The 19,817-nt window shown below is 65.2% G+C and carries 20 protein-coding genes and 1 pseudogene; 9 read left to right on the top strand and 12 right to left on the bottom strand.

What is annotated here, in order from left to right; genetic code table 11:
• Positions 1–23 precede the first annotated feature (23 nt).
• The 3 genes from AC0L4C_RS15725 to AC0L4C_RS15715 are packed head-to-tail and all read right to left on the bottom strand — an operon-like array spanning position 24 to position 2,089.
• Positions 24–482 carry a RidA family protein gene (locus tag AC0L4C_RS15725; RefSeq protein WP_473400649.1) on the bottom strand — a complete coding sequence of 153 codons (459 nt, stop codon included), beginning with the start codon at positions 480–482 and terminating at the stop codon, positions 24–26.
• Positions 479–1,801, bottom strand: a complete 1,323-nt coding sequence (locus tag AC0L4C_RS15720; RefSeq protein ID WP_473400648.1) for a DNA polymerase IV — start codon at positions 1,799–1,801, stop codon at positions 479–481. Before AC0L4C_RS15720 ends, AC0L4C_RS15725 begins: the two co-directional genes overlap by 4 nt.
• Positions 1,802–1,810: 9 nt before the next feature.
• Positions 1,811–2,089 (bottom strand): DUF3572 family protein, encoded by a 279-nt coding sequence (locus AC0L4C_RS15715; protein ID WP_473400647.1) that lies wholly within the window; start codon positions 2,087–2,089, stop codon positions 1,811–1,813.
• A 100-nt stretch (positions 2,090–2,189) separates the two neighbouring features.
• Between AC0L4C_RS15715 and AC0L4C_RS15710 the strand changes: the two genes are divergently transcribed.
• Both AC0L4C_RS15710 and AC0L4C_RS15705 read left to right on the top strand, forming a co-directional pair.
• Positions 2,190–2,564, top strand: coding sequence for a response regulator (locus AC0L4C_RS15710; RefSeq protein ID WP_473400646.1), 375 nt, complete (start codon positions 2,190–2,192; stop codon positions 2,562–2,564).
• A gap of 43 nt (positions 2,565–2,607) precedes the next feature.
• Positions 2,608–3,978, top strand: coding sequence for a PleD family two-component system response regulator (locus AC0L4C_RS15705; RefSeq protein WP_473400645.1), 1,371 nt, complete (start codon positions 2,608–2,610; stop codon positions 3,976–3,978).
• A 396-nt stretch (positions 3,979–4,374) separates the two neighbouring features.
• Here the strand turns inward: AC0L4C_RS15705 and rpmG are convergent, their stop codons facing one another.
• From rpmG to rnr, 3 genes and pseudogenes are all read right to left on the bottom strand, one after another.
• Complete coding sequence (gene rpmG, locus AC0L4C_RS15700) at positions 4,375–4,542, bottom strand: 50S ribosomal protein L33 (RefSeq protein WP_192656531.1); 168 nt, start codon at positions 4,540–4,542, stop codon at positions 4,375–4,377.
• Between the two features lie 142 nt (positions 4,543–4,684).
• Complete coding sequence (locus tag AC0L4C_RS15695) at positions 4,685–5,104, bottom strand: DUF983 domain-containing protein (protein ID WP_473400643.1); 420 nt, start codon at positions 5,102–5,104, stop codon at positions 4,685–4,687.
• Positions 5,101–7,399 (bottom strand): annotated as a pseudogene (gene rnr, locus AC0L4C_RS15690) (ribonuclease R). Before rnr ends, AC0L4C_RS15695 begins: the two are co-directional and overlap by 4 nt.
• 145 nt (positions 7,400–7,544) lie before the next feature.
• Here rnr and AC0L4C_RS15685 point away from each other — a divergent pair.
• The 3 genes from AC0L4C_RS15685 to AC0L4C_RS15675 all read left to right on the top strand — a co-directional run bounded on the left by AC0L4C_RS15685 (position 7,545) and on the right by AC0L4C_RS15675 (position 9,438).
• Entirely contained in the window at positions 7,545–7,880 is a 336-nt protein-coding gene (locus tag AC0L4C_RS15685) for an ArsR/SmtB family transcription factor (RefSeq protein WP_473400642.1), read from the top strand.
• Positions 7,873–8,298, top strand: coding sequence for an SRPBCC family protein (locus AC0L4C_RS15680; protein ID WP_473400640.1), 426 nt, complete (start codon positions 7,873–7,875; stop codon positions 8,296–8,298). Before AC0L4C_RS15685 ends, AC0L4C_RS15680 begins: the two co-directional genes overlap by 8 nt.
• A gap of 90 nt (positions 8,299–8,388) precedes the next feature.
• Positions 8,389–9,438, top strand: coding sequence for a dipeptidase (locus tag AC0L4C_RS15675; protein ID WP_473400639.1), 1,050 nt, complete (start codon positions 8,389–8,391; stop codon positions 9,436–9,438).
• A 67-nt stretch (positions 9,439–9,505) separates the two neighbouring features.
• Here AC0L4C_RS15675 and topA read toward each other — a convergent pair whose 3' ends face one another.
• The 6 genes from topA to ruvX all read right to left on the bottom strand — a co-directional run bounded on the left by topA (position 9,506) and on the right by ruvX (position 16,798).
• The gene (topA, locus tag AC0L4C_RS15670) at positions 9,506–12,148 is read right to left on the bottom strand and encodes a type I DNA topoisomerase (RefSeq protein ID WP_473400638.1); all 2,643 of its coding nucleotides are present in this window, start codon (positions 12,146–12,148) and stop codon (positions 9,506–9,508) included.
• A 123-nt stretch (positions 12,149–12,271) separates the two neighbouring features.
• A complete protein-coding gene (gene dprA, locus AC0L4C_RS15665; protein WP_473400637.1) occupies positions 12,272–13,393 on the bottom strand; it encodes a DNA-processing protein DprA in 1,122 nt (373 codons plus the stop codon).
• A gap of 4 nt (positions 13,394–13,397) precedes the next feature.
• Positions 13,398–14,042 carry a glycerol-3-phosphate 1-O-acyltransferase PlsY gene (plsY, locus tag AC0L4C_RS15660; protein WP_473400636.1) on the bottom strand — a complete coding sequence of 215 codons (645 nt, stop codon included), beginning with the start codon at positions 14,040–14,042 and terminating at the stop codon, positions 13,398–13,400.
• Positions 14,039–15,349, bottom strand: coding sequence for a dihydroorotase (gene pyrC, locus AC0L4C_RS15655; RefSeq protein WP_473400635.1), 1,311 nt, complete (start codon positions 15,347–15,349; stop codon positions 14,039–14,041). The genes plsY and pyrC overlap by 4 nt, the downstream gene beginning before the upstream one ends.
• Positions 15,346–16,284: an aspartate carbamoyltransferase catalytic subunit gene (locus AC0L4C_RS15650; protein WP_473400634.1), complete on the bottom strand. Its 939-nt coding sequence runs from the start codon at positions 16,282–16,284 to the stop codon at positions 15,346–15,348. The genes pyrC and AC0L4C_RS15650 overlap by 4 nt, the downstream gene beginning before the upstream one ends.
• A 67-nt stretch (positions 16,285–16,351) precedes the next feature.
• Positions 16,352–16,798 carry a Holliday junction resolvase RuvX gene (gene ruvX, locus AC0L4C_RS15645; RefSeq protein ID WP_473400633.1) on the bottom strand — a complete coding sequence of 149 codons (447 nt, stop codon included), beginning with the start codon at positions 16,796–16,798 and terminating at the stop codon, positions 16,352–16,354.
• 71 nt (positions 16,799–16,869) lie between these two features.
• Here ruvX and AC0L4C_RS15640 point away from each other — a divergent pair, with 71 nt between their 5' ends.
• From AC0L4C_RS15640 to gatA, 4 genes are all read left to right on the top strand, one after another.
• Positions 16,870–17,388 (top strand): hypothetical protein, encoded by a 519-nt coding sequence (locus AC0L4C_RS15640; RefSeq protein ID WP_473400632.1) that lies wholly within the window; start codon positions 16,870–16,872, stop codon positions 17,386–17,388.
• Between the two features lie 82 nt (positions 17,389–17,470).
• The gene (gene gatC / locus AC0L4C_RS15635; RefSeq protein ID WP_473400631.1) at positions 17,471–17,758 is read left to right on the top strand and encodes an Asp-tRNA(Asn)/Glu-tRNA(Gln) amidotransferase subunit GatC; all 288 of its coding nucleotides are present in this window, start codon (positions 17,471–17,473) and stop codon (positions 17,756–17,758) included.
• Positions 17,759–17,763: 5 nt separating this feature from the next.
• Positions 17,764–18,246 (top strand): GNAT family N-acetyltransferase, encoded by a 483-nt coding sequence (locus tag AC0L4C_RS15630; RefSeq protein ID WP_473400630.1) that lies wholly within the window; start codon positions 17,764–17,766, stop codon positions 18,244–18,246.
• A gap of 85 nt (positions 18,247–18,331) precedes the next feature.
• Complete coding sequence (gene gatA, locus AC0L4C_RS15625; protein ID WP_473400629.1) at positions 18,332–19,816, top strand: Asp-tRNA(Asn)/Glu-tRNA(Gln) amidotransferase subunit GatA; 1,485 nt, start codon at positions 18,332–18,334, stop codon at positions 19,814–19,816.
• The last annotated feature ends 1 nt before the right edge of the window (position 19,817 follow it).

Genomic DNA, 19,817 nt, shown 5'->3' with positions numbered 1-19,817 from the left:
CGGCGCTCCGTGACAGGCCTGTGTCAGACTTCGAAAATCGCTTCCACTTCGACCGCGGCGCCCAGCGGCAAGGCAGCGACGCCGAACGCGGCGCGGGCATGCTTGCCCTTGTCGCCAAGCACCCCGACGATGAGGTTGGAGGCGCCGTTGGCGACCAGATGCTGCTCGAAGAAATCCGGCGTCGAGGCGACCAACACGGTGAGCTTGAGCACCTTCTTGATATCCTCAAGCGGCACGCCGGCGCTGGAGACGACCTGGGCCAGGATGTTGACGGCACAGAGCTCTGCAGCATTGCCACCCTGAACCACGTTCATGTTCTCGCCGAGGCGCCCCTGCACGACGCCGGCATCGTTGCTCGAGATCTGGCCCGACACGAAGATCAGGTTCCCCGACCGGGTGACCGGCGCATAGCTCGCCGCTGGCGGGCGGGCATTGGGCAACTCGTAGCCGTATTCGCGGAGTTTCTCGAGGGGGGTGGTCATTTCGGGGTACCTTCTTCTGTTTTACCTGCTGCAGTCCTCGCCGCCCGGGCCTTGACCCGGTCGTAGAGCTTGCCGCGGATCACCGCGTCCTGACCGAACCGGGTCCGGACGCGATCCATCGCCCGTTCCGCTGCCGCCCTGCGGGCGATCTGCGGTTCGAGCAGATCCACTGGATCCTCGCCATTGGCCTCGCTGAGTCCTGAAACGCCAATACCGATCAGGCGGAATGCGGTCCCATCGACCTCTCGGGCGAGGAGCTGCACGCCGGTCTCATAGAGCACATTGGCAAGCTGCGTCGAGATCATCAGATGACGGGCGCGCGTGCGCAAGCGAAATCCGGCGGACTTGAGCTTGAGCGTCACCGTGTCGCCGGTGATCCCCTTGGCCTTCAGCCGTTCCGACAGACGCTCCGACAGCGCCAGCAACTCGGTCGAGAGCTGCTCGAAACCGGCAAGGTCGGTGTTGAATGTGGTCTCGGCCGAGACCGTCTTCATTTCGCCGTCGATGCTGACCGCGCGCGCGTCCTCGCCGCGCGCCAGCCTCGCCAGCCGGGCGCCGGCATCGCCATAGCGGCGCATCAGGTCCTCGGGCGGCGTCTCCTGCAACTGGCCGATCGTGTCGAAACCATCGCGGCGCAGCGTTTCCGCAAACACCTTGCCGACGCCGTAGATCAGCGACACCGGCTGTCCGGCGAGAAACGACAATGTCTCGGCCTTGCCGATGACGGCAAAGCCGCGCGGCTTGTCGAGATCGGACGCCGTCTTGGCAAGGAACTTGTTGTGGCTGAGACCGACCGAGATGGTGACCCCGATTTCGTCCTCGACCCGCTTGGCAAAGCGCGCCAGCGTCACGGCCGGCGGCGACCTGTGCAGCGCCTGGGTGCCGGTGAGGTCGAGAAAGGCTTCATCGATCGACAGCGGCTCGACCAGCGGCGTCAGCGAATCCATGATGGCGCGGATGTTGCGGCTGACGTCGACATATTTGGCCATGTCCGGCTTGATCACCACCGCGTCCGGACAAAGCTTGAGCGCGGTGAACATCGGCATGGCCGAGCGCACCCCGGACTGGCGGGCGATATAGCAGCAGGTCGAGACCACGCCACGCACGCCGCCGCCGATGATCAGCGGCTTGTCCGCCAGCGCCGGATTGTCGCGCTTTTCGACCGATGCATAGAACGCATCACAGTCGACATGGGCGATCGACAGCGACAGGAGCTCGTCATGCGCCATCAGCCGCGGCGAGCCGCAGACCGTGCAGCGCCCCGGATCGGTGCGGGCCGTTCCGGTAGCAAAGCAGTTGCGGCAAAGCGTCTGGAGCATCGGGGCGCGCTATCCGGCCGGATTGAGCCGGGACCAGACGCGCATGAAGCTGTCGGGCGAAATGGTGTTGTTGGCGCATAGCGCCAGCAGCATGGGTTCGTTCTGGGCGAAATAGTCGATCAGTCCGCGCGCCAGCATGTCGCCGCCCACGGCCTTGCGCAGCGCGTCAGGCGAATAGCCGGTCTGCACCATGAACTCGCCCAACTGTTCCGGATTCTCGGCGAGGTAGCCGAGGCAGAGATCGGCAAGGCGTTCGCTGGTCAGCGGGTCGGGCTTGAGACTGGGCAAGGTATGGCTCGTTTGGGGTTTCGAAACGCATTGATGTTAGTGCAGGGATGGGGCAGAACGAAGGGCCTCCGGGGCCCGCCGGGCAGAAATTGAAGGTCAGATGCCAAAGACCGTTTTGATCGTTGAAGACAACGAGCTCAATATGAAGCTCTTCAACGACCTGCTGGAATCACGCGGCTACAGCATAATCCAGACTCGCAACGGCATGGAGGCCCTCGGGCTGGCCCGGGCGCATCGTCCCGACCTGATTCTGATGGACATCCAGTTGCCCGAAGTCTCCGGCCTGGTGGTCACCAAGTGGCTCAAGGAAGACGACGACCTGGCGTCGATTCCGGTGATCGCCGTGACCGCTTTCGCCATGAAGGGCGACGAGGAGCGCATCCTGCAGGGCGGCTGCGAGGGCTACATTTCCAAACCCATCTCGGTGCCTCACTTTTTGGAAACCATTGCCCGCTACATTGGTCCCGCCAACTAGCTGAATCCGGGCAACTTCCCGAAAATCGCGAGGCTGAAGGTCTTTGACGGCGCGTGTGCTGATCGTTGACGATATTCCGACGAATGTGCGTCTCCTCGAGGCGCGCCTTTCGGCGGAGTATTTTGACGTGCTGACCGCCTCGTCGGGGCGCGAGGCACTGGCCATCTGCGACGTCGAGAACGTGGACATCGTCCTGCTCGACGTGATGATGCCCGAGATGGACGGCTTCGAGGTCTGCCGGCGCCTCAAGACCAACCAGAACACCGCCCATATCCCGGTGCTGATGATCACGGCGCTCGATCAGCCCGCCGACCGTGTCGGTGGGCTCGAGGTCGGGGCGGACGATTTTCTGACCAAGCCGGTCGATGACGTTCAGCTGATGGCCCGGGTCAAGAGCCTGGTGCGCCTGAAGGCGCTGACCGACGAATTGCGGGCCCGCGCCAAGACTGGCCAGGAGATTGCCATCGAGGACGCCATGCGCGCCATGGACTCGATCAACTCCGAGGGCGGGCGCATCCTGCTGGTCGACACCGACCAGCGCCATTCCGAACGCATCCAGGGCTATCTGGCCCCGGCACATCATGTCGACGTACTGGCCAACCCGGCCGATGCCGCGCTGGCGGTTGCCGAAGGCAATTACGAGCTGGCGCTGGTATCCATGGCGCTACGCGACTTCGATCCGCTACGCGTCTGCTCGCAGATGCGGACCGCCGAGATCAGCCGCGGCCTGCCGATCATCCTGATCGCCGAGGAGGCGGACCGGGCACGCGTGGTGCGCGGTCTCGACCTGGGCGTCAACGATTTCATCATGCGTCCGATCGAGCGCAACGAGCTCTCGGCCCGTGTCCGCACCCAGATCCGCCGCCACCGCTATGCGGTCGAGCTGCGCCAGAGCGTCACCAACACGCTGGCCCTGGCGGTCACCGACGAACTGACCGGCCTCTACAACCGGCGCTATTTCGACCGGCACCTGTCGCTGATGCTGGAGAAAGCCCGCGAGCAGGAACGCGACATGGCGGTCATGCTGATCGACATGGACTTCTTCAAGTCGGTCAACGACACGCATGGCCACGATGCCGGCGATATCGTGCTCAAGGAATTCGCCATGCGGCTGCGCCGCAACATCCGCGGCGTCGATCTGGCCTGCCGCTTCGGCGGCGAGGAATTCGTGGTGCTCATGCCCGATACCGATTTCCGCCAGGCGCAGAACGTTGCCGAGCGGGTCCGTACCTCGGTTGCCGAACGGCCGTTCGAGATCGGCACGGGACGGCCACTGGACGTGACGGTGTCGGTGGGACTGGCGCTCAACGAGAGCGAAACCGATACGCCTGAAATGATCCTCAAGCGCGCCGACGTGGCGCTCTATCGCGCCAAGCGCGAGGGCCGGAACCGCGTGGTCTTCGACGCGGCGTGAGCCTGCCGTAACTGCGGCAATCCACAGCACAAATCGTTAAAACCCGTTCGAGTAAGGTTACCAATTCATTACGTTTGGTGCCTGCGCTTGAGTCGCCGGACGCATTCGCTAGTTTGCCCTCAACGAGATCGCGTTGCCCACGCCCCTCCCTGGTGGTCACGACAGCGTAATCCGAAAACCCCTACGGTTTCTCTCAGGTCCGCCGCAACTCCTGAGTCCCGTAGGGAGGCTGATCCGGCAGCGGACAGAGTGGCCTCTTCGACATGCCGCTCCGGATCAGCCACACTTTCCCGGCAGCGCCCCAGGCGCGGGCCGAATGCGTTTGGGAGCGCAGAAACAGAAACCCCGCGCTCCGGAGCGCGGGGTTTTTGCATTTCCGGTGCTGGAAACCGATCTTTATTTGATCTTGGCTTCCTTGAATTCGACGTGCTTGCGCACGACCGGATCGTACTTCTTGTACGAGAGCTTTTCGGTCTGCGTACGGGCGTTCTTCTTGGTCACGTAGTAAAAGCCGGTATCAGCGGTCGACACGAGCTTGATCTTGATCGAATTGGCTTTTGCCATGGCGGTCATCCTTGGAGGCACGCCGCGCGGTGTGCGGCGAAACAGTTAACTCAGGGCCGCCGGAGCGTCCTCGAAAATTCGTGCGCCACCTACTAAGGATTTGCCGCCGATTGTCAAGTTCGGCCGCTGGCGCCCGGAGGGGTCAAATATCGTCCGGCGCGGCCGGGTCGCGGTGCGCCGGGTCAAAGCCATGCATGTAGTTGGCCCATTGCAGACCGACGACGGCGCCCTTGATCGAGGGCAGCATGGCCAGCGGCAGCACCAGCGCGAGGGGCACCATGGTGGCCAGATAGACCCAGGGCGCCTGCGGCGCCACCGTTTCGAGCTCGACCATCAGCGCGATGAGGATGTGGCCGACAATGACAATGGCGATATAGGGCGGCATGTCGTCCGCCTTGTGCCAGTGCAGGTCTTCGCCGCAATTGGGGCAGGTATCGGCAACCTTGAGATAGGCGCGAAACAGCTTGCCCTCGCCACAGTTGGGGCAACGGCACTTCAGACCGTTCGATATCGACTTCCACAACTGCCGCGGTTCGCGGAGCGAATGAACCTGAACACTCATCTGCGCCTCTTGGATTTGCCGGGCGACTTGCCGCGCGGCCCTGAAGCCCTAGATGGGCGTTTCTGCCCGCGTTTGACAGAAGACGGATTGACGCGGCTGCCCTCCGACAGGAGTTCGAAGCGCAGGGCCCCGGCAACCGGCGCCGCTTCAAGCAGGCGCACATTGACGGTGTCGCCCAGCCGGAACATCTCGCCGGTGCGATCGCCGATCATGGCCTGGTGTTCCTCGACATAGCGATAGTAGTCGGCACCGATCGTCGAGGCAGGAATGAAGCCGTCGGCACCGGTCTCGGTCAGACGCACGAAGAGGCCAGAGCGCGTGACGCCGGAAATGCGGCCGTCGAACCTGGCGCCGATCTGGCCCATGAGGAACTGCGCCAGCAGGCGGTCTGATGTTTCCCGCTCGGCGGCCATGGCCCGCCGTTCGGTCGAACGAGATGTGCTGGGCAATGCCCTGCAGCTGGGAGATCTCGCTCTCGCTCAGCCCGTCGTCACCCAGCTTGAGCGCGGTGATCAGGGCGCGGTGCACGATCAGGTCGGCATAGCGGCGGATCGGCGAGGTGAAATGCGCGTAGCGGTCGAGATTGAGGCCGAAATGGCCGTAGTTCTCGGCCGAGTACTCGGCCTGCGCCTGGCTGCGCAGCACCATTTCCGACACCTGCTCGATCTTGCCGGCCTCGCGCGCCTTGGCCAGCACGCGGTTGAAATCCTGCGGCCGGACCGCGTCGGACTTGTTGAACGGCAGATCCAGCGAACCGAGAAACTCGCGCAGGGCCATCAGCTTTTCGTCGCTGGGCGTATCGTGGGCGCGATAGAGCAGGGGCGTGTGGTGCTTTTCCAGCGTTTCCGCCGCCGCGACATTGGCCGCGATCATCATTTCCTCGATCAGCCGATGGGCCTCGAGCCGCTCCGGCACCCGGATATTGGCGACCATGCCCTTGTCGTCGAGCACGATCTTGCGTTCGGGGAGGTCGAGATCGAGCGGACTGCGTTTGGTCCGCGCCCGCACCATGGCCTCATAGGCGCGCCACAGCGGCTTCAGGACGGGGTCGAGCAGTGGGCCGGTCTTGTCGTCCGGCTGGCCGTCTATGGCCGCCTGGGCCTGCTGGTAGCTGAGTTTTGCCGCCGACCGGAACAGCACGCGGTGAAAGCTGTGGCTGAGCTTCCTGCCGTCGGCATCGAACACCATGCGGACGGCCAGCGACGCCTTGTTGGCGTCCTCCTTGAGCGAGCCAAGCTCGTTCGAGATGCGCTCGGGCAGCATCGGTACGACCCGATCCGGGAAATACACGGAATTGCCGCGCAGGTAGGCCTCGCGATCCAGAGCCGTGCCCGGTCGCACATAGGCGGCAACGTCGGCAATGGCGACATAGACGATGTGCCCGCCCGGATTGGCCTTGTTGTCATCGGGTTCGGCGTAGACGGCGTCGTCATGATCCTTGGCATCGGGCGGATCGATGGTGACAAGCGGGATGTGCCGCCAGTCCTCGCGCCCCTTGATGCTGGCCTCGGTTGCCGCTTCGGCCTCGTCGAGCACGGCCTTGGGGAAGCGGTAGGGGATATCGAGCGCGTGGATGGCGATCATCGACACCGCGCCTTCGGAATTGGGATTGCCGATCACAGCCACGACCCGCGCCCGCGGAATCATCAGCCGGCCCGCGACCTTGACCTCGACCTCCACGAGGTCGCCATCCCGCGCCTCGCCAAGGTCTCCCTGCTGGATGCGCATTTCCTTCTGCTTGCGGTCGACCGGCACGAGTCGAGCCCCGTCCTCGTCCATGCGCACGATGCCGATCTGGCCGCGGCGCGGCTTGTCGAGGATCTTCATCGGCCGCGCCGTGTAGCGCGGCACGGTGTCGTCGCCGGCATGGATCCGCGCCAGGATGCGATCACCGGGGGCCGGTACGACGCGATCGTCGGGCCGCAGGTTGAGCATCACGAGCGGCTTTTCGCCTTCGTCCTCGTTCCAGTTTGCCGGAAAGGCGTGCATGGCCTCCGGATCGGCGTCGCCGGGAATATCGAGTACGGTGACCGCGGGCAGGGCGGCTGTCGGCCGGATCTGCTTGCGGGTGCGGGCGATCAGGCCCTCGCCCTCCATCTCCTTGAGCAGCACCTTGAACGGCGTGCGCATGTCGCCCTTGATGCCGAAGCGTTTGGCGAGGTCGCGCTTGCCGTCGATGCCGGGCTCGTTGGCCATGACGTCGAGAATCGCCTCGCGGCTCGGCAACTCGCCGGTGGTGAACTGACGGGCCCGTTTCGGGCCGATCTTGGGATTTGGTTTGCTGATGCGGGCCATTGCGTCGTTTCTGGAGAGGTTCCTGTTAGATAGGGCAATCCGCATGAGAACGCCAATCAGCGCTGAAGGGGCGATCGCATCGAACATTCCACCAAATGGTTGACAATAGGGTGTGGAATGAATATTCAACCATTAGGTGGAATGAATGGAAGACAACCAGCTATCGCTGATCCTCAAGGCAAGCAGTGACGTCACACGCCGGCAATTGCTGACCACACTGGTCCAGCAGGGGCCGACCCGCGTGACCGACCTTGCCCGGCACTTCGACATGTCGCTGAACGGCATCTCCAAGCACATCAAGGTGCTTGAGGCGGCCGGGCTGGTGGCCCGTCGCACGCTTGGCCGCGAGCATCTGATCGAAGCCAGGCTGGAGTCGCTGAAGGCTGTCGAAACCTGGTTTGCCGACCTGAAATCCATCTGGGACCTGAGGATTGATGCGCTCGAAGCGCTGTTGCACGAAAAGGACGACGACAATGAGTGAGCTCTCGCTGACCACAACCCGGCAGATCAACGCGCCGGTCGAAAAGGTGTTCAATGCCTGGCTATCGCCGGACACCCTGAAGCGTTTCATGCTGCCCGGAGAGGATGTGCACGTGCCCAAGGCCGAAGTGGACGCCAAGGTGGGCGGCCGCTTCGCCATCGTCATGGCCTCCGGCAAGGACGAGATCCCGCACGCCGGCACCTACCTGACCATCGACCCGCATTCGAAGATTGTCTTCACCTGGGAATCGCCGTTTTCGGTCGAGGACAGCACGGTGACGCTCGACATGCGGGCCCTCGATGCAGGCAAGACGGAACTGACATTGACCCATGTCCGCTTTGCCAATGCCGACTCGCGCGACGGTCACCAGAAGGGTTGGGAACAGATCCTGGCAGCACTGGCGGCAGCCAAGCTGTAGCCGGAAGAAATACGCACGCGCCGCCCGGCATTGGCCGGGCGGCCCGGAAGGGCGCTAGACTGGGCTTTTCACCCGCGATTCTGGTAGCCCATGTCCTCCATTCCTTTCTTCGACGGCCACAACGACACCCTGCTCAAGCTGCTGGAGGTCGACCGGGCCGATAAGGAACAGGCCTTTGTCGAGGGCTATGCGCCGGCCCATATCGACCTGCCGCGGGCCAAGGCGGCCGGCATGGCTGGCGGGTTCTTCGCCATGTTCCCGCCGCCGGTAAAGACCGCGCTGGCAAACGTCGTGGCGTCGACGGGCTCTGGCGCTGGCAGCCTGCCACCGGATCTGGCCATTGCTGACGCGCAGGCCTCGACCAATGCCATGGCCTCGCTGCTGCTGCGGCTGGAGCGGTCCGGGGCGGTCACCATTTGCCGGGACGTTGCCGAGATCAGGGCGGCGGTGGCGGCCGAAAGACTGGCGACCATCTTTCACATCGAGGGCGCCGAGGCGATCGATACCGACTTCCGGTCACTCGACCTGCTCTATGCCGCGGGGCTGCGTTCCGTGGGTATCGTCTGGAGCCGCGCCAACGCCTTTGGCACCGGCGTGCCCTTCCGGCACAATGCCGATCCCGATATCGGCCCCGGTCTCAGCGATGCCGGCAAGGAGCTGGTGCGGGTCTGCAACCGGATGGGGGTGCTGATCGACCTGTCGCACCTCAACGCCGCGGGTTTCCGCGACGTGGCGGCGACCACCGACCGGCCGCTGGTGGCGACGCATTCGAACGTCCATGCCATCAGCCCGCACGCCCGCAACCTGGTCGACTGGCAGCTCGCCGCGATTGCCGAGAGCAAGGGTGTCGTCGGCCTCAACTTTGCCACCGGCTTCCTGCGCCCGGACGGCCAGATGCGGGCCGACACCGAGATCGAGCTGATGGTGCGTCACGTCGATGCGCTGGTCGAGGCGCTCGGTGAGGACGGCGTGGCGCTGGGTTCGGACTTCGACGGCGCCATGATGCCGGCGCCGATCGGCGACATCACCGGCGTCCCCAGGCTGCTGCAGGCGCTGCTCGACAAGGGCTATGGCGAGCCACTGGTGCGCAAGATCGCCATGGAGAACTGGCTCGATCTGCTGGCTCGGACCTGGAACTAGCAGGTCCCATCCATCCATACTGACCGTGAGACGAGAGAGGTTCTCCCGTCTCCGGCCAGCGGGCTGCCTATTCGGCGGCCTCGGCCTTGGGCTTCTTGGCCGGCGCCTTCTTGGCAGCCGGCTTTTTCGCAGCCGTCGACTTGGTAGCCGTGGATTTGGCAGCAGCCTTCTTGGCCGGAGCCTTCTTGGCTGCCGCCTTGCGGGCCGGTTTCTTGGCGTCGGTCGCCTCGGCCCGGGCCTTGATCAGCTCAAGCGCCTGTTCCAGCGTCACGTCTGCCGGCACGGCGGTCTTGGGCAGGGTGGCGTTGACCTTGCCCTGGTTGACGTAGGGACCGTATTTGCCGTCGCGAACGCTGATCGGACCGTCGTCGTGCTCGAAGGTCTTGATCGCCGCCGGCGTACCGCGTGCGCCGCCTTTGCCGAACCGACCGCCACCTGCCGCCTTGGCGGCCAGCAGGTCAACGGCGCGATTGAGGCCGACGGTGAACACTTCCTCGACGTCGGGCAGGTTGGCATAGGTGCCATCATGCAGGATGAACGGCCCGTAGCGGCCGAGACCGGCGCTGATCGCCTTGCCGGTTTCGGGGTGGTCGCCGACGATGCGCGGCAGGCTGAGCAATTGCAGCGCCTGCTCCAGCGTCAACGTGCCCGGTGTCCAGCCTTTGGGCAGGGATGAGCGCTTCGGCTCCGCTCCCTCGCCGAGCTGCACATAGGGGCCGAAGCGCCCCGACTTCAGCAGCACGTTCTCGCCGGACTCCGGATCGACGCCCAGGATACCGTCGCCGGCAGCCTGCTCGGTGGCGCCGGTGGCGGCGTCCGACAACTGCATGGTGTGGCGGCACTCGGGATAGTTCGAGCAGCCGATGAAGGCGCCGAACTTGCCCAGCTTGAGCGACAGGGTGCCGGTGCCGCAGGTCGGGCAGCGGCGGGGATCGCCACCGTCGGCCTTGGGCGGAAAGATGTGGTCGGCCAGCAACTCGTTGAGCGCGTCGAGGACTTCCGAGACCCGCAGGTCCTTCATTTCCTCGGCGTGGCCGTTGAACTCCTTCCAGAACTGCCGCAGCACTTCCTTCCAGTCGAGCTTGCCGTCCGAGATCAGATCGAGCTGCTCCTCGAGCGCAGCGGTGAAGCCGAACTCGACATAGCGGGTAAAGAACTTGCCGAGGAAGGCGGTGACCAGCCGGCCACGGTCCTCGGGATAGAGGGCGCGCTTTTCCAGCCGCACATAGTCGCGGTCCTGCAGCACGGTGATGGTAGCCGCGTAGGTGGAGGGACGACCGATGCCGAGCTCTTCCATCTTCTTGATCAGGCTGGCTTCGGTGAAGCGCGCCGGCGGCTGCGTGAAATGCTGCTCGATCACGGTTTCGTCGAGCTTGGGACGGTCGCCGACGGCAAGCGGCGGCAGTTCGCGCGAGTCCTCGTCGTTCTCGTCACCCTGCTTGTCCGCAGGGGCCTCGACGCCATAGAGCGCGAGGAAGCCGGGGAAGGTCACGACCGAGCCGGTGGCCCGCAATTCGATGGCACGCGGCGTGCCCGAGACCTGGATATCGGCGGTGGTGCGCTCGATCTCGGCCGACTTCATCTGGCTGGCCAGCGTCCGGCGCCAGATCAGCCCGTAGAGCTTCTGCTGGTCGGCGTCATGGATTGTCCTGGGATGCCGGAACATGTCGGTCGGGCGGATGGCTTCGTGCGCTTCCTGGGCGTTCTTGGCCTTGGTCTGGTAGATGCGCGGCTTGTCCGGCAGGTAGGTGTCGCCGAACTCCTTGGCGATGGCGCGGCGGGCCGCCTCGATGCCTTCGGGCGCCATCTGCACGGCGTCGGTTCGCATATAGGTGATGACGCCTTCCTCGTAGAGGCGCTGGGCGATCTGCATGGTGCGGTTGGGCGAGAAGCCGAGCCGCGACGAGGCATCCTGCTGCAGGCTCGAGGTGGTGAAGGGCGCATAGGGATTGCGTTTGGTCGGCTTCTTGTCGACCGAACTCACCGAGAATACGCCATTGTCGATGGCGGCCATCAGCGCCTTGGCCTCGTCGCCGGTCTTGATATCGAGCTTGTCGGTCTTCTTGCCGTCGACCGAATAGAGCCGGGCTTCGAAGCTCTTGCCCTTCTCGTTGAGCTTGGCGACGACGGACCAGTATTCGTCGGCCTTGAAGCGCTCGATCTCCGACTCGCGGTCGCAGACCAGCCGCAGCGCTACCGACTGCACCCGGCCGGCCGAGCGCGAGCCCGGCAGCTTGCGCCAGAGGATCGGCGACAGCGTAAAGCCGACCAGGTAATCGAGGGCGCGGCGCGCCAGATAGGCATCGACCAGCGGCTCGTCGATCTGCCGCGGATGCTTCATCGCCTCGAGGATCGCCGTCTTGGTGATGGCGTTGAAGACGACGCGGCTGACCGGCTTGTCCTTGACCAGCTTTTTCTGCCGCAGCACGTCGAGCACGTGCCAGGAAATGGCCTCGCCCTCGCGGTCAGGGTCGGTGGCCAGGATCAGCTCGTCAGCATTCTTGAGGGCATTGCCGATGTCGGCAAGACGCTTCTTGGAGGCCGTATCGACCTCCCAGCTCATCGCGAAATCCTCGTCGGGCCGCACCGAACCGTCCTTGGAGGGCAGGTCGCGGACGTGACCAAAACTGGCCAGGACCTCGTAGTCCTTGCCCAGATAGGAGTTGATAGTCTTGGCCTTGGCCGGACTCTCGACGATGACCAGTTTCATGCTCGACGCCGCTTTCGAGGAGGGATTTGAACGCGGCGCAACATGGTGAAGCGGGTTTGGGCTGTCAACCTGCCCAACAAGAGGCGCTCGCCATTCCCCTAAAGGGGAAGAATTTTGGGGACGTCAGACACGCAGCGCAACCAGCTGTCCACTGGACCATTCGATGCGTCCGTCGAGGTCGAGTTCGAGGATCAGGGTCTGCACCGTGCCCACCGGCAGTCGCAGTGTCCCGATGAGGTCGTCGACCGGGATCGGCGTGACGCTGAGGGCGGCCAGCAACCGCTCGCGGTCGCTCTCATTGGGATAGGGATCGTCATTGAAGTCGGCGTCGGGCAGCCAGTCGGGCTCGAACAGGGTTTCGCGCGACGGATCGGCCGTGGCCAGCGACTCGATGATATCGCTGGCCGAGGTGATCAGCCGCGCGCCCTGCTGGATCAGCGCATTGCCGCCCTCCGCCCGCGGGTCCAGCGGCGATCCGGGCACGGCAAAGACCTCGCGGTTCTGCTCCAGTGCCAGACGAGCCGTGATCAGCGAGCCCGAGCGCTTGGCGGCCTCCACCACGACGATGCCCAGCGACAGCCCCGAGACCAGCCGGTTGCGGCGCGGGAAGTCGCGGGCGCGCGGCTCCCAGCCAAGCGGCATCTCGGTCACCAGCATGCCGCCATGCGCGACGATCTCCTCGGCCAGCGGGATGTTCTCCTCGGGATAGATCCTGTCCATGCCGCCGGCGAGAACCGCCACCGTGCCGGTGCGCAGGCTCGCCTGGTGCGCGGCGGCGTCGATGCCGCGGGCGAGGCCGGACACCACGACATAGCGGGCATCCCCCAGGTCCTGGGCCAGGAGGCGCGTCATCTTCTGTCCGGCGGTCGACGCGTTGCGGGCGCCGACAATGCCGACCGTCCGGAGCAGTTCGAGATCCTCGCCACCGATCATCGACACCAGCGGCGGCGCGCCGGAAATATAGCGCAGCAGCGGCGGGTAGTCGGGCTCGCCCGAGCCGACGAGGCGGCCGCCGAGGTTTTCGAGTGCGGCGATCTCGTCTTCGGCTTCGCCGATCGAGGGGATGCGGGTGGCGCGGCCGAGCCGCTGGTTGATGCCGGGCAGGGCGGCGATCGCCGCTTCGGCCGATCCCTCACGATTGATCAACTGGCGAAAGGTCTGCGGACCGACATTGTCGGTGCGGATAAGACGCAGCCAGTCGGTACGTTGGGCCGGGCTCAGCAGATTGCCGTCCCGACGCGCCATGCCGCTACGAGGCCTTGGGCTTTTCCGAACCGATCTTCGGCTCGGTGCCGTCCCAGAGCCGGCGGATATTGGTCCAGTGCCGGTAATAGATGACCATGGTGATGACGCCGCAGGTGGCGGCGAGGGCCAGCGCGTCCCCTTCGGTGCCGGCGAGGCCATAGGCAAAGATCGGCGCAGTCGCGGCCGCAGTGAGCGCTGCCAGCGACGAGAACCGGCGGGCCACGGCGATCAGCAGCCAGACGGCACAGAAGATGAGGCCCACTAGCCAGTTGAGACCGAGCAGCACGCCGATATAGGTGGCGACGCCCTTGCCGCCCTTGAACCCCAGCCAGACCGGAAAGACGTGGCCGGCAAAAGCCGCAATACCGGCAAGATAGACCACCCATTCGGCCGGAGCACCGGCCGGGGCGCCGAGATAGGGAATGAGGACGTAGCGGGCCAGCAGCACGGCGGCGACGCCCTTGCCGCCATCGAGCAGGGCCGTTGCCAGAGCCAGGCTACGGTTGCCGGTGCGCAAGACATTGGTGGCGCCGATATTGCCCGAACCGATCGAGCGGATATCGCCCAGTCCGGCAGCACGGGTCAGCAGCAGGCCGAACGGGATCGAGCCCAGCAGGTAGCTGACGACGACAGCAACGATCCAGATCATGTCCTAAAGCCCTCCGGCGTGGCAGAATGGCTGAACACGCGCTTTCCTGCAACGAGCGTATGCATGACGGCGCCGGTCATCCGGCCGCCTTCGAAAGCGGTATTGCGCGACCGCGAGACAATGTCCTTTTCGGCGACCACCCAGGGGAAATCCGGATCGAAGACGACGAGGTCAGCCGGGGCCCCGATGGCGAGACGGCCAGAGGCGAGGCCGAGAATTTCGGCCGGACGGCTGGTGAGCGCGCGCAGCACGGTCATCAGCGGCACGTCGCCCGAATGCACGAGGCGGAGCGCTGCCGCCAGCAGGGTCTCGAGCCCGATGGCACCGTCCGAGGCCTCGGCGAAGGGCTGGCGCTTGACCTCGCTGTCCTGCGGATCGTGGGCGGAGTGGATGACGTCGATGGCGCCCGAGTTGAGCCCGGCAATCACCGCCTGGCGGTCATCTTCCGAGCGCAGCGGCGGCGACAGCTTGAAGTAGCTGCGGTAGGGGGCGACGTCGTTTTCGTTGAGCGCCAGATTATTGATCGAGATGCCGCACGAGATATCCGTCGCGTTCTGCCGCGCTGCGGTCATCAGGGCGACGGCGCCGGCAGTCGACACCTGGGCGGCGTGGTAGCGCACACCGGTCAGGGCCGCCAGTTGCAGGTCGCGCGCCAGCGGAATGGTCTCGGCTTCGGCCGGAATGCCCTTGAGGCCCGAAAAGCTGGCCAGCGCGCCCTCGTTCATCACGCCGTCGCCGACCAGCGAGGCATCGGCAACGTGGTGCAGCACCGGCAGGTCGAAATTCCGGGCGTAGGTGAAGGCGGCGCGCAGCAGGGCAGCGGACTGGATGGAGTTGCGGCCGTCAGCAAGGCCGACCGCACCGGCCTCCTTGAGAAGGCCGAATTCGGTGATCTCCTCGCCATGCAGCCCCTTGGTGATGGCTGCCGCGGGCAGGACATTGACCAGGGCGGTGTCGCGGGCGCGGCGGATGATGAAATCCACCAGGGCGCCGTCATCGATTGCCGGATTGGCGTCGGGCATCAGGACGAAGCTGGTGACGCCGCCGGCCGCGGCGGCGTTGCCGGCGGTCGCCAGGGTCTCGCGGTACTCGTAGCCGGGCTCGCCGGTGAAGACGCGCATGTCGATGAGGCCGGGGGCGACCACAAGACCTTTGGCGTCGATGACGGTGGCGCCTTCGGGGATGCCTTGCGGGGCGCCTGCGGCGACGCTGTCGATGACGCCGTTGCGCACCAGCAGCGCGCCATTGATGTCGCGATCGGTGGCCGGATCGAAAATGCGGGCGTTCTCGAGGACGGTGACGCTCATGACGCCACCTGTGCGGGATCGGCGAGCAGGGCATCGAGCACGGCCATGCGGACGGCGACGCCCATCTCGACCTGCTCGTTGATCACCGACCGGTCGCCATCGGCAATGGCCGGGTCGATCTCGACGCCGCGGTTCATCGGGCCGGGGTGCATGACAATGGCGTCGGGCTTGGCGAGCGCCAGCTTCTCGGCGTCGAGGCCATAGAAGCGGTAGTACTCGCGCACCGAGGGGATCATGCGGCCCTTGGCGCGCTCGTGCTGGATCCGCAGCATCATCACCACATCCGCTCCCTTGAGACCCTCTTCCATGTCGGTGAAGACCTCGGTGGCCATCTGTTCGATGCCCTTGGACAGCAGGGTGCGCGGGGCGATGACGCGGGTCCGCGCCTGCATGGCACCGAGCAGCAGCAGGTTGGAGCGGGCGACGCGGGAATTGGCAATATCGCCGCAGATGGCAACCGTCAGCCCGGCCAGATGACCCTTGTGGCGCCGGATGGTGAGGGCGTCGAGCAGGGCCTGCGTCGGGTGCTCGTGCGCGCCGTCGCCGGCATTGATCACCGCGCAGCCGACCTTCTGGCTGAGCAGTTCCACCGCGCCGGAGGCCGAGTGCCGGACGATGATGACATCGGGCTGCATGGCGTTGAGCGTCGCCGCCGTGTCGATCAGCGTTTCGCCCTTGGTGATGGACGAGGTGCGCACCGACATGTTGGTGACTTGCGCGCCCAGCCGCTTGCCGGCGATCTCGAAACTCGCCTGGGTCCGCGTCGAGGGCTCGAAAAACAGATTGATCTGGGTCTTGCCCGAGAGCGTGGGCAGCGTCTTGCGGGGTTGCCGCGAGACCGGAATCATTGCTTCGGCGCGATCCAGGAGATCGAGAATCTCGTACTGGTTGAGCTGGGAGATGCCGAGCAGGTGGCGATGCTGGAAAGGGGCCATGCGTCCGTCCGTGCGACTGTGGCGCGGTCTAGCCGACCCACCCGAAAATGTATAGTGCGCCGACCGATTATCCCCGACGCAGCCGTTCCAGGGCGCCCTGCAGAATGTAGCTGGCGGCCAGCTTGTCGACGACTTCGGCCCGCTTGTCACGCCGCGCGTCGCCTTCGATCAGGGTGCGGGTGACGGCAGCGGTGGAGAGGCGCTCGTCCCAGAAGGCAATCGGCAGCGGCGTTTTCTGCGACAGGTTGCGGGCAAAGGCACGGGTCGACTGGGCCCGGGGACCTTCGGAACCGTCCATGTTGAGCGGCAGGCCGAGCACGATGCCGACCGCGTCGTTCTCGATGATGAGTTCGAGCAGGCGGGCGGCGTCCTGGGTGAATTTCTGGCGCTTGATGGTCTCGAGCGGGGTTGCCGAATAGCGCATGCCGTCCGAGATCGCCACGCCGATGGTCTTGGTGCCGAGGTCGAGCCCGAGCAGTTTGCCGGAGGCGGGGAGGTCGAGTACGTCGGTCAAGAATCTGCCTTGGGGTTGCCATCGGGGCCGGTGTCGCTAGGACTATCTGCACTTTGTGCGGGGCGACTGCAATGAAACTCACCTGGTTCGGCGGCACGACGCTGCGCATCCATATCGGCGGGCGCATGCTGGTCGTCGATGCTGCCGGCGCACCGGCCGGCATCGACCGGGCCGAGCTGCTGTCGGGCGCCGACCGGGTCTTCGGGCTGACGGACGACCTGCCGGGTGTCGATCCGCTGCGCTGGCAGCCGCGCAAGGTGGCCGCGCTGATCGACGAAAGCGAGGCCGAGGTGCTGGTGCATCGCGCCGGACCCCATGTCGTGTTGATCGAGGCGATGGGGGAGCCGCCGCTGCTGCTTGCCAACGGTCCGGTCAACGAGGCCGGGCGCTGGGCCCGGGAGGCGGTGGTGCTGATTTTGGGCCGGGACCTGCCGGAGGTCGCCAGTGGCGTGATCAACCAGATCGGACCGCGCCTGATGGCCATTGCCGGCAGTGAACCGGTGGTCGACGCCGTCATTGCCGCCGTACGCGACCGGCTCGACGGCACCGGCCTGATGGCGCTGGAGCCGGGATTGGCCCTGGAAATCTGATCGCGCCCATCAAGCAAATTCGTTGTTCTTTGCCCCGAACCGTTGCTATCAAGGCCGCGAAACGAGCCTTTGGAGTGCCTTCATGTCGATCGATGCCGCCACCGTGAAGCGAATCGGACGCCTTGCCCGGATCCGGGTCGAGGAAAACGAGGTCGAAAAGTACCAGGGCGAGCTCAACGCCATCCTGGGCTTTGTCGAGCAGCTCAACGAGGTCAATGTCGAGGGCGTCGAGGCCATGACCTCGGTCACGCCGATGACCCTGCGCCGCCGCGAGGACGTCATCAGCGATGGCGGCTATCCCGAAAAGATCGTCGCCAACGCGCCGCTCAGCGAAGACAATTTCTTCATGGTGCCCAAGGTTATCGAGTAGCAAAAATGGCCGTCACGGTCGCCGTCGAGACGCCGCTCCAGGATGACGTGCGCGAGCTGGTCGCCGAACTCAACGACCACCTGCTGCCGCTGTCGCCGATCGAATTCCAGTTCAAGATGACCGTCGAGCAGATGGCCGGCGCTGACACCACGGTGTTCGTGGCCCGCGACGAAACGGGCCGCGCCGTGGGGTGCGGGGCGCTGAAGCTGCATGCGGCCGACCTCGCCGAGGTCAAGCGCATGTATACCCGTCCGGCAGTGCGCGGGGCGCGTGTCGGTTCGGCGCTGCTGGAAGCGATCACCGCCCTGGCGCGGGAGAAGAACGTCGCGCAACTGCTGCTCGAAACCGGGGTCGGCGACGGCTTCGAGGGCGCCCACCGGCTCTACACCCGCAGCGGCTTTTCGCCCCGTGGCGCCTTCCTCGATTATCCTGAGAGCGACTACTCGGCGTTCTTCGAAAAAACGTTGGCCCCCGCGACGTCGCACTGAGGGCGCCACCTGCGGAGTTGCGGCCACGCGGCTTCGGCTATAGGAACGGCTCAGCACTTTTATTGGACTGAGCGAGCCGAACGCGTTGACCGACCTCACCCGCCTCACCCTTGCCGCCGCCCGCAACGGGCTCAAGGCCAAGGATTTCACCTCCCTTGAACTGACCGACGCCTATCTCAAGGCGATCGAGGCCGCCAATCCCAAGCTCAATGCCTATGTGGCCGTGACGTCGGAACAGGCCCGCGACATGGCCAGGGCCAGCGACCAGAAGCTGCAGGCGGGGCAGGGCGGCGCCATCGAGGGCGTGCCGCTCGGGATCAAGGACCTGTTCGCCACCAAGGGCGTCCATACGCAGGCGGCGAGCCATATCCTCGACGGCTTCAAGCCCGAGTATAAGTCGACCGTCACCTCCAATCTGTGGCGCGATGGTGCCGTCATGCTGGGCAAGCTCAACATGGACGAGTTCGCCATGGGCTCGTCCAACGAGACGTCCTATTACGGCCCGGTCATCAATCCGTGGCGCGCCGAGAATTCAAACGCCCAGCTGGTGCCCGGCGGCTCGTCGGGTGGCTCCGCCTCGGCCGTTTCGGCGTGGCTGTGTGCTGCGGCGACGGCAACCGACACCGGCGGCTCGATCCGCCAGCCGGCGGCACTGACCGGCACGGTCGGCATCAAGCCGACCTACGGCCGCTGCTCGCGCTGGGGCGTTGTCGCCTTTGCCTCCTCGCTTGACCAGGCCGGACCGATTGCCCGCACGGTCGAGGACAATGCGATCATGCTGACCTCGATGTGCGGCTTCGACCCCAAGGATTCGACCAGTGTCGACGCCGCGGTGCCCGACTTTGCCGCTGCCGTGGAGCGCGGCGTGAAGGGTCTCGTCATCGGTATTCCCAAGGAATACCGCATGGACGGCATGCCCGCAGAGATCGAGAAGCTCTGGCAACAGGGCATTGCCTGGCTCAAGGCCGAAGGCGCCGAAATCCGCGATATCTCGCTGCCGCACACCAAATACGCACTGCCGGCCTATTACATTGTCGCGCCTGCCGAAGCCTCGTCCAACCTTGCCCGCTATGACGGCGTCAAGTACGGCCTGCGGGTGACCGGCAAGGACATCACCGACATGTACGAACTGACCCGCGCCAAGGGTTTTGGCGCCGAGGTCCGGCGCCGCCTGATGATCGGCACCTATGTGCTGTCGGCCGGCTATTACGACGCCTACTACGTGCGGGCGCAGAAGATCCGGACGCTGATCAAGAAGGATTTCGAGGACGTCTTCGCTGCCGGCGTCGATGCCATCCTGACCCCGGCGACGCCGTCTGCAGCCTTTGGCGTGGGCGACGAGGACATGAAGGCCGATCCGGTCAAGATGTACCTCAACGACGTCTTCACGGTGACGGTGAACATGGCCGGCCTGCCGGGCATTGCGGTGCCCGCCGGCAAAGACACCAGCGGTTTGCCGCTCGGCCTGCAGGTGATCGGCAAGCCATTTGACGAGGAAACCCTGTTTGCCACCGCCCGCGTGATCGAGCGGTCGGCGGCGATGGATTTCTCGCCTAAAGCGTGGTGGTGAG

The sequence above is a fragment of the Devosia sp. J20-27 genome, from assembly GCF_055808595.1.
This window is presented reverse-complemented; position numbering and strand designations above follow the sequence as displayed.

Bases quoted from the DNA above. Each gene is read 5' to 3' on its own strand.
- AC0L4C_RS15725 (WP_473400649.1), bottom strand. From the start codon at position 482: ATGACCACCCCCCTCGAGAAACTCCGCGAATACGGCTACGAGTTGCCC.
- AC0L4C_RS15720 (WP_473400648.1), bottom strand. From the start codon at position 1,801: ATGCTCCAGACGCTTTGCCGCAACTGCTTTGCTACCGGAACGGCCCGC.
- AC0L4C_RS15710 (WP_473400646.1), top strand. From the start codon at position 2,190: ATGCCAAAGACCGTTTTGATCGTTGAAGACAACGAGCTCAATATGAAG.
- rpmG (WP_192656531.1), bottom strand. From the start codon at position 4,542: ATGGCAAAAGCCAATTCGATCAAGATCAAGCTCGTGTCGACCGCTGAT.
- AC0L4C_RS15695 (WP_473400643.1), bottom strand. From the start codon at position 5,104: ATGAGTGTTCAGGTTCATTCGCTCCGCGAACCGCGGCAGTTGTGGAAG.
- AC0L4C_RS15685 (WP_473400642.1), top strand. From the start codon at position 7,545: ATGGAAGACAACCAGCTATCGCTGATCCTCAAGGCAAGCAGTGACGTC.
- AC0L4C_RS15680 (WP_473400640.1), top strand. From the start codon at position 7,873: ATGAGTGAGCTCTCGCTGACCACAACCCGGCAGATCAACGCGCCGGTC.
- AC0L4C_RS15675 (WP_473400639.1), top strand. From the start codon at position 8,389: ATGTCCTCCATTCCTTTCTTCGACGGCCACAACGACACCCTGCTCAAG.
- topA (WP_473400638.1), bottom strand. From the start codon at position 12,148: ATGAAACTGGTCATCGTCGAGAGTCCGGCCAAGGCCAAGACTATCAAC.
- dprA (WP_473400637.1), bottom strand. From the start codon at position 13,393: ATGGCGCGTCGGGACGGCAATCTGCTGAGCCCGGCCCAACGTACCGAC.
- plsY (WP_473400636.1), bottom strand. From the start codon at position 14,042: ATGATCTGGATCGTTGCTGTCGTCGTCAGCTACCTGCTGGGCTCGATC.
- pyrC (WP_473400635.1), bottom strand. From the start codon at position 15,349: ATGAGCGTCACCGTCCTCGAGAACGCCCGCATTTTCGATCCGGCCACC.
- AC0L4C_RS15650 (WP_473400634.1), bottom strand. From the start codon at position 16,284: ATGGCCCCTTTCCAGCATCGCCACCTGCTCGGCATCTCCCAGCTCAAC.
- AC0L4C_RS15640 (WP_473400632.1), top strand. From the start codon at position 16,870: ATGAAACTCACCTGGTTCGGCGGCACGACGCTGCGCATCCATATCGGC.
- gatC (WP_473400631.1), top strand. From the start codon at position 17,471: ATGTCGATCGATGCCGCCACCGTGAAGCGAATCGGACGCCTTGCCCGG.
- AC0L4C_RS15630 (WP_473400630.1), top strand. From the start codon at position 17,764: ATGGCCGTCACGGTCGCCGTCGAGACGCCGCTCCAGGATGACGTGCGC.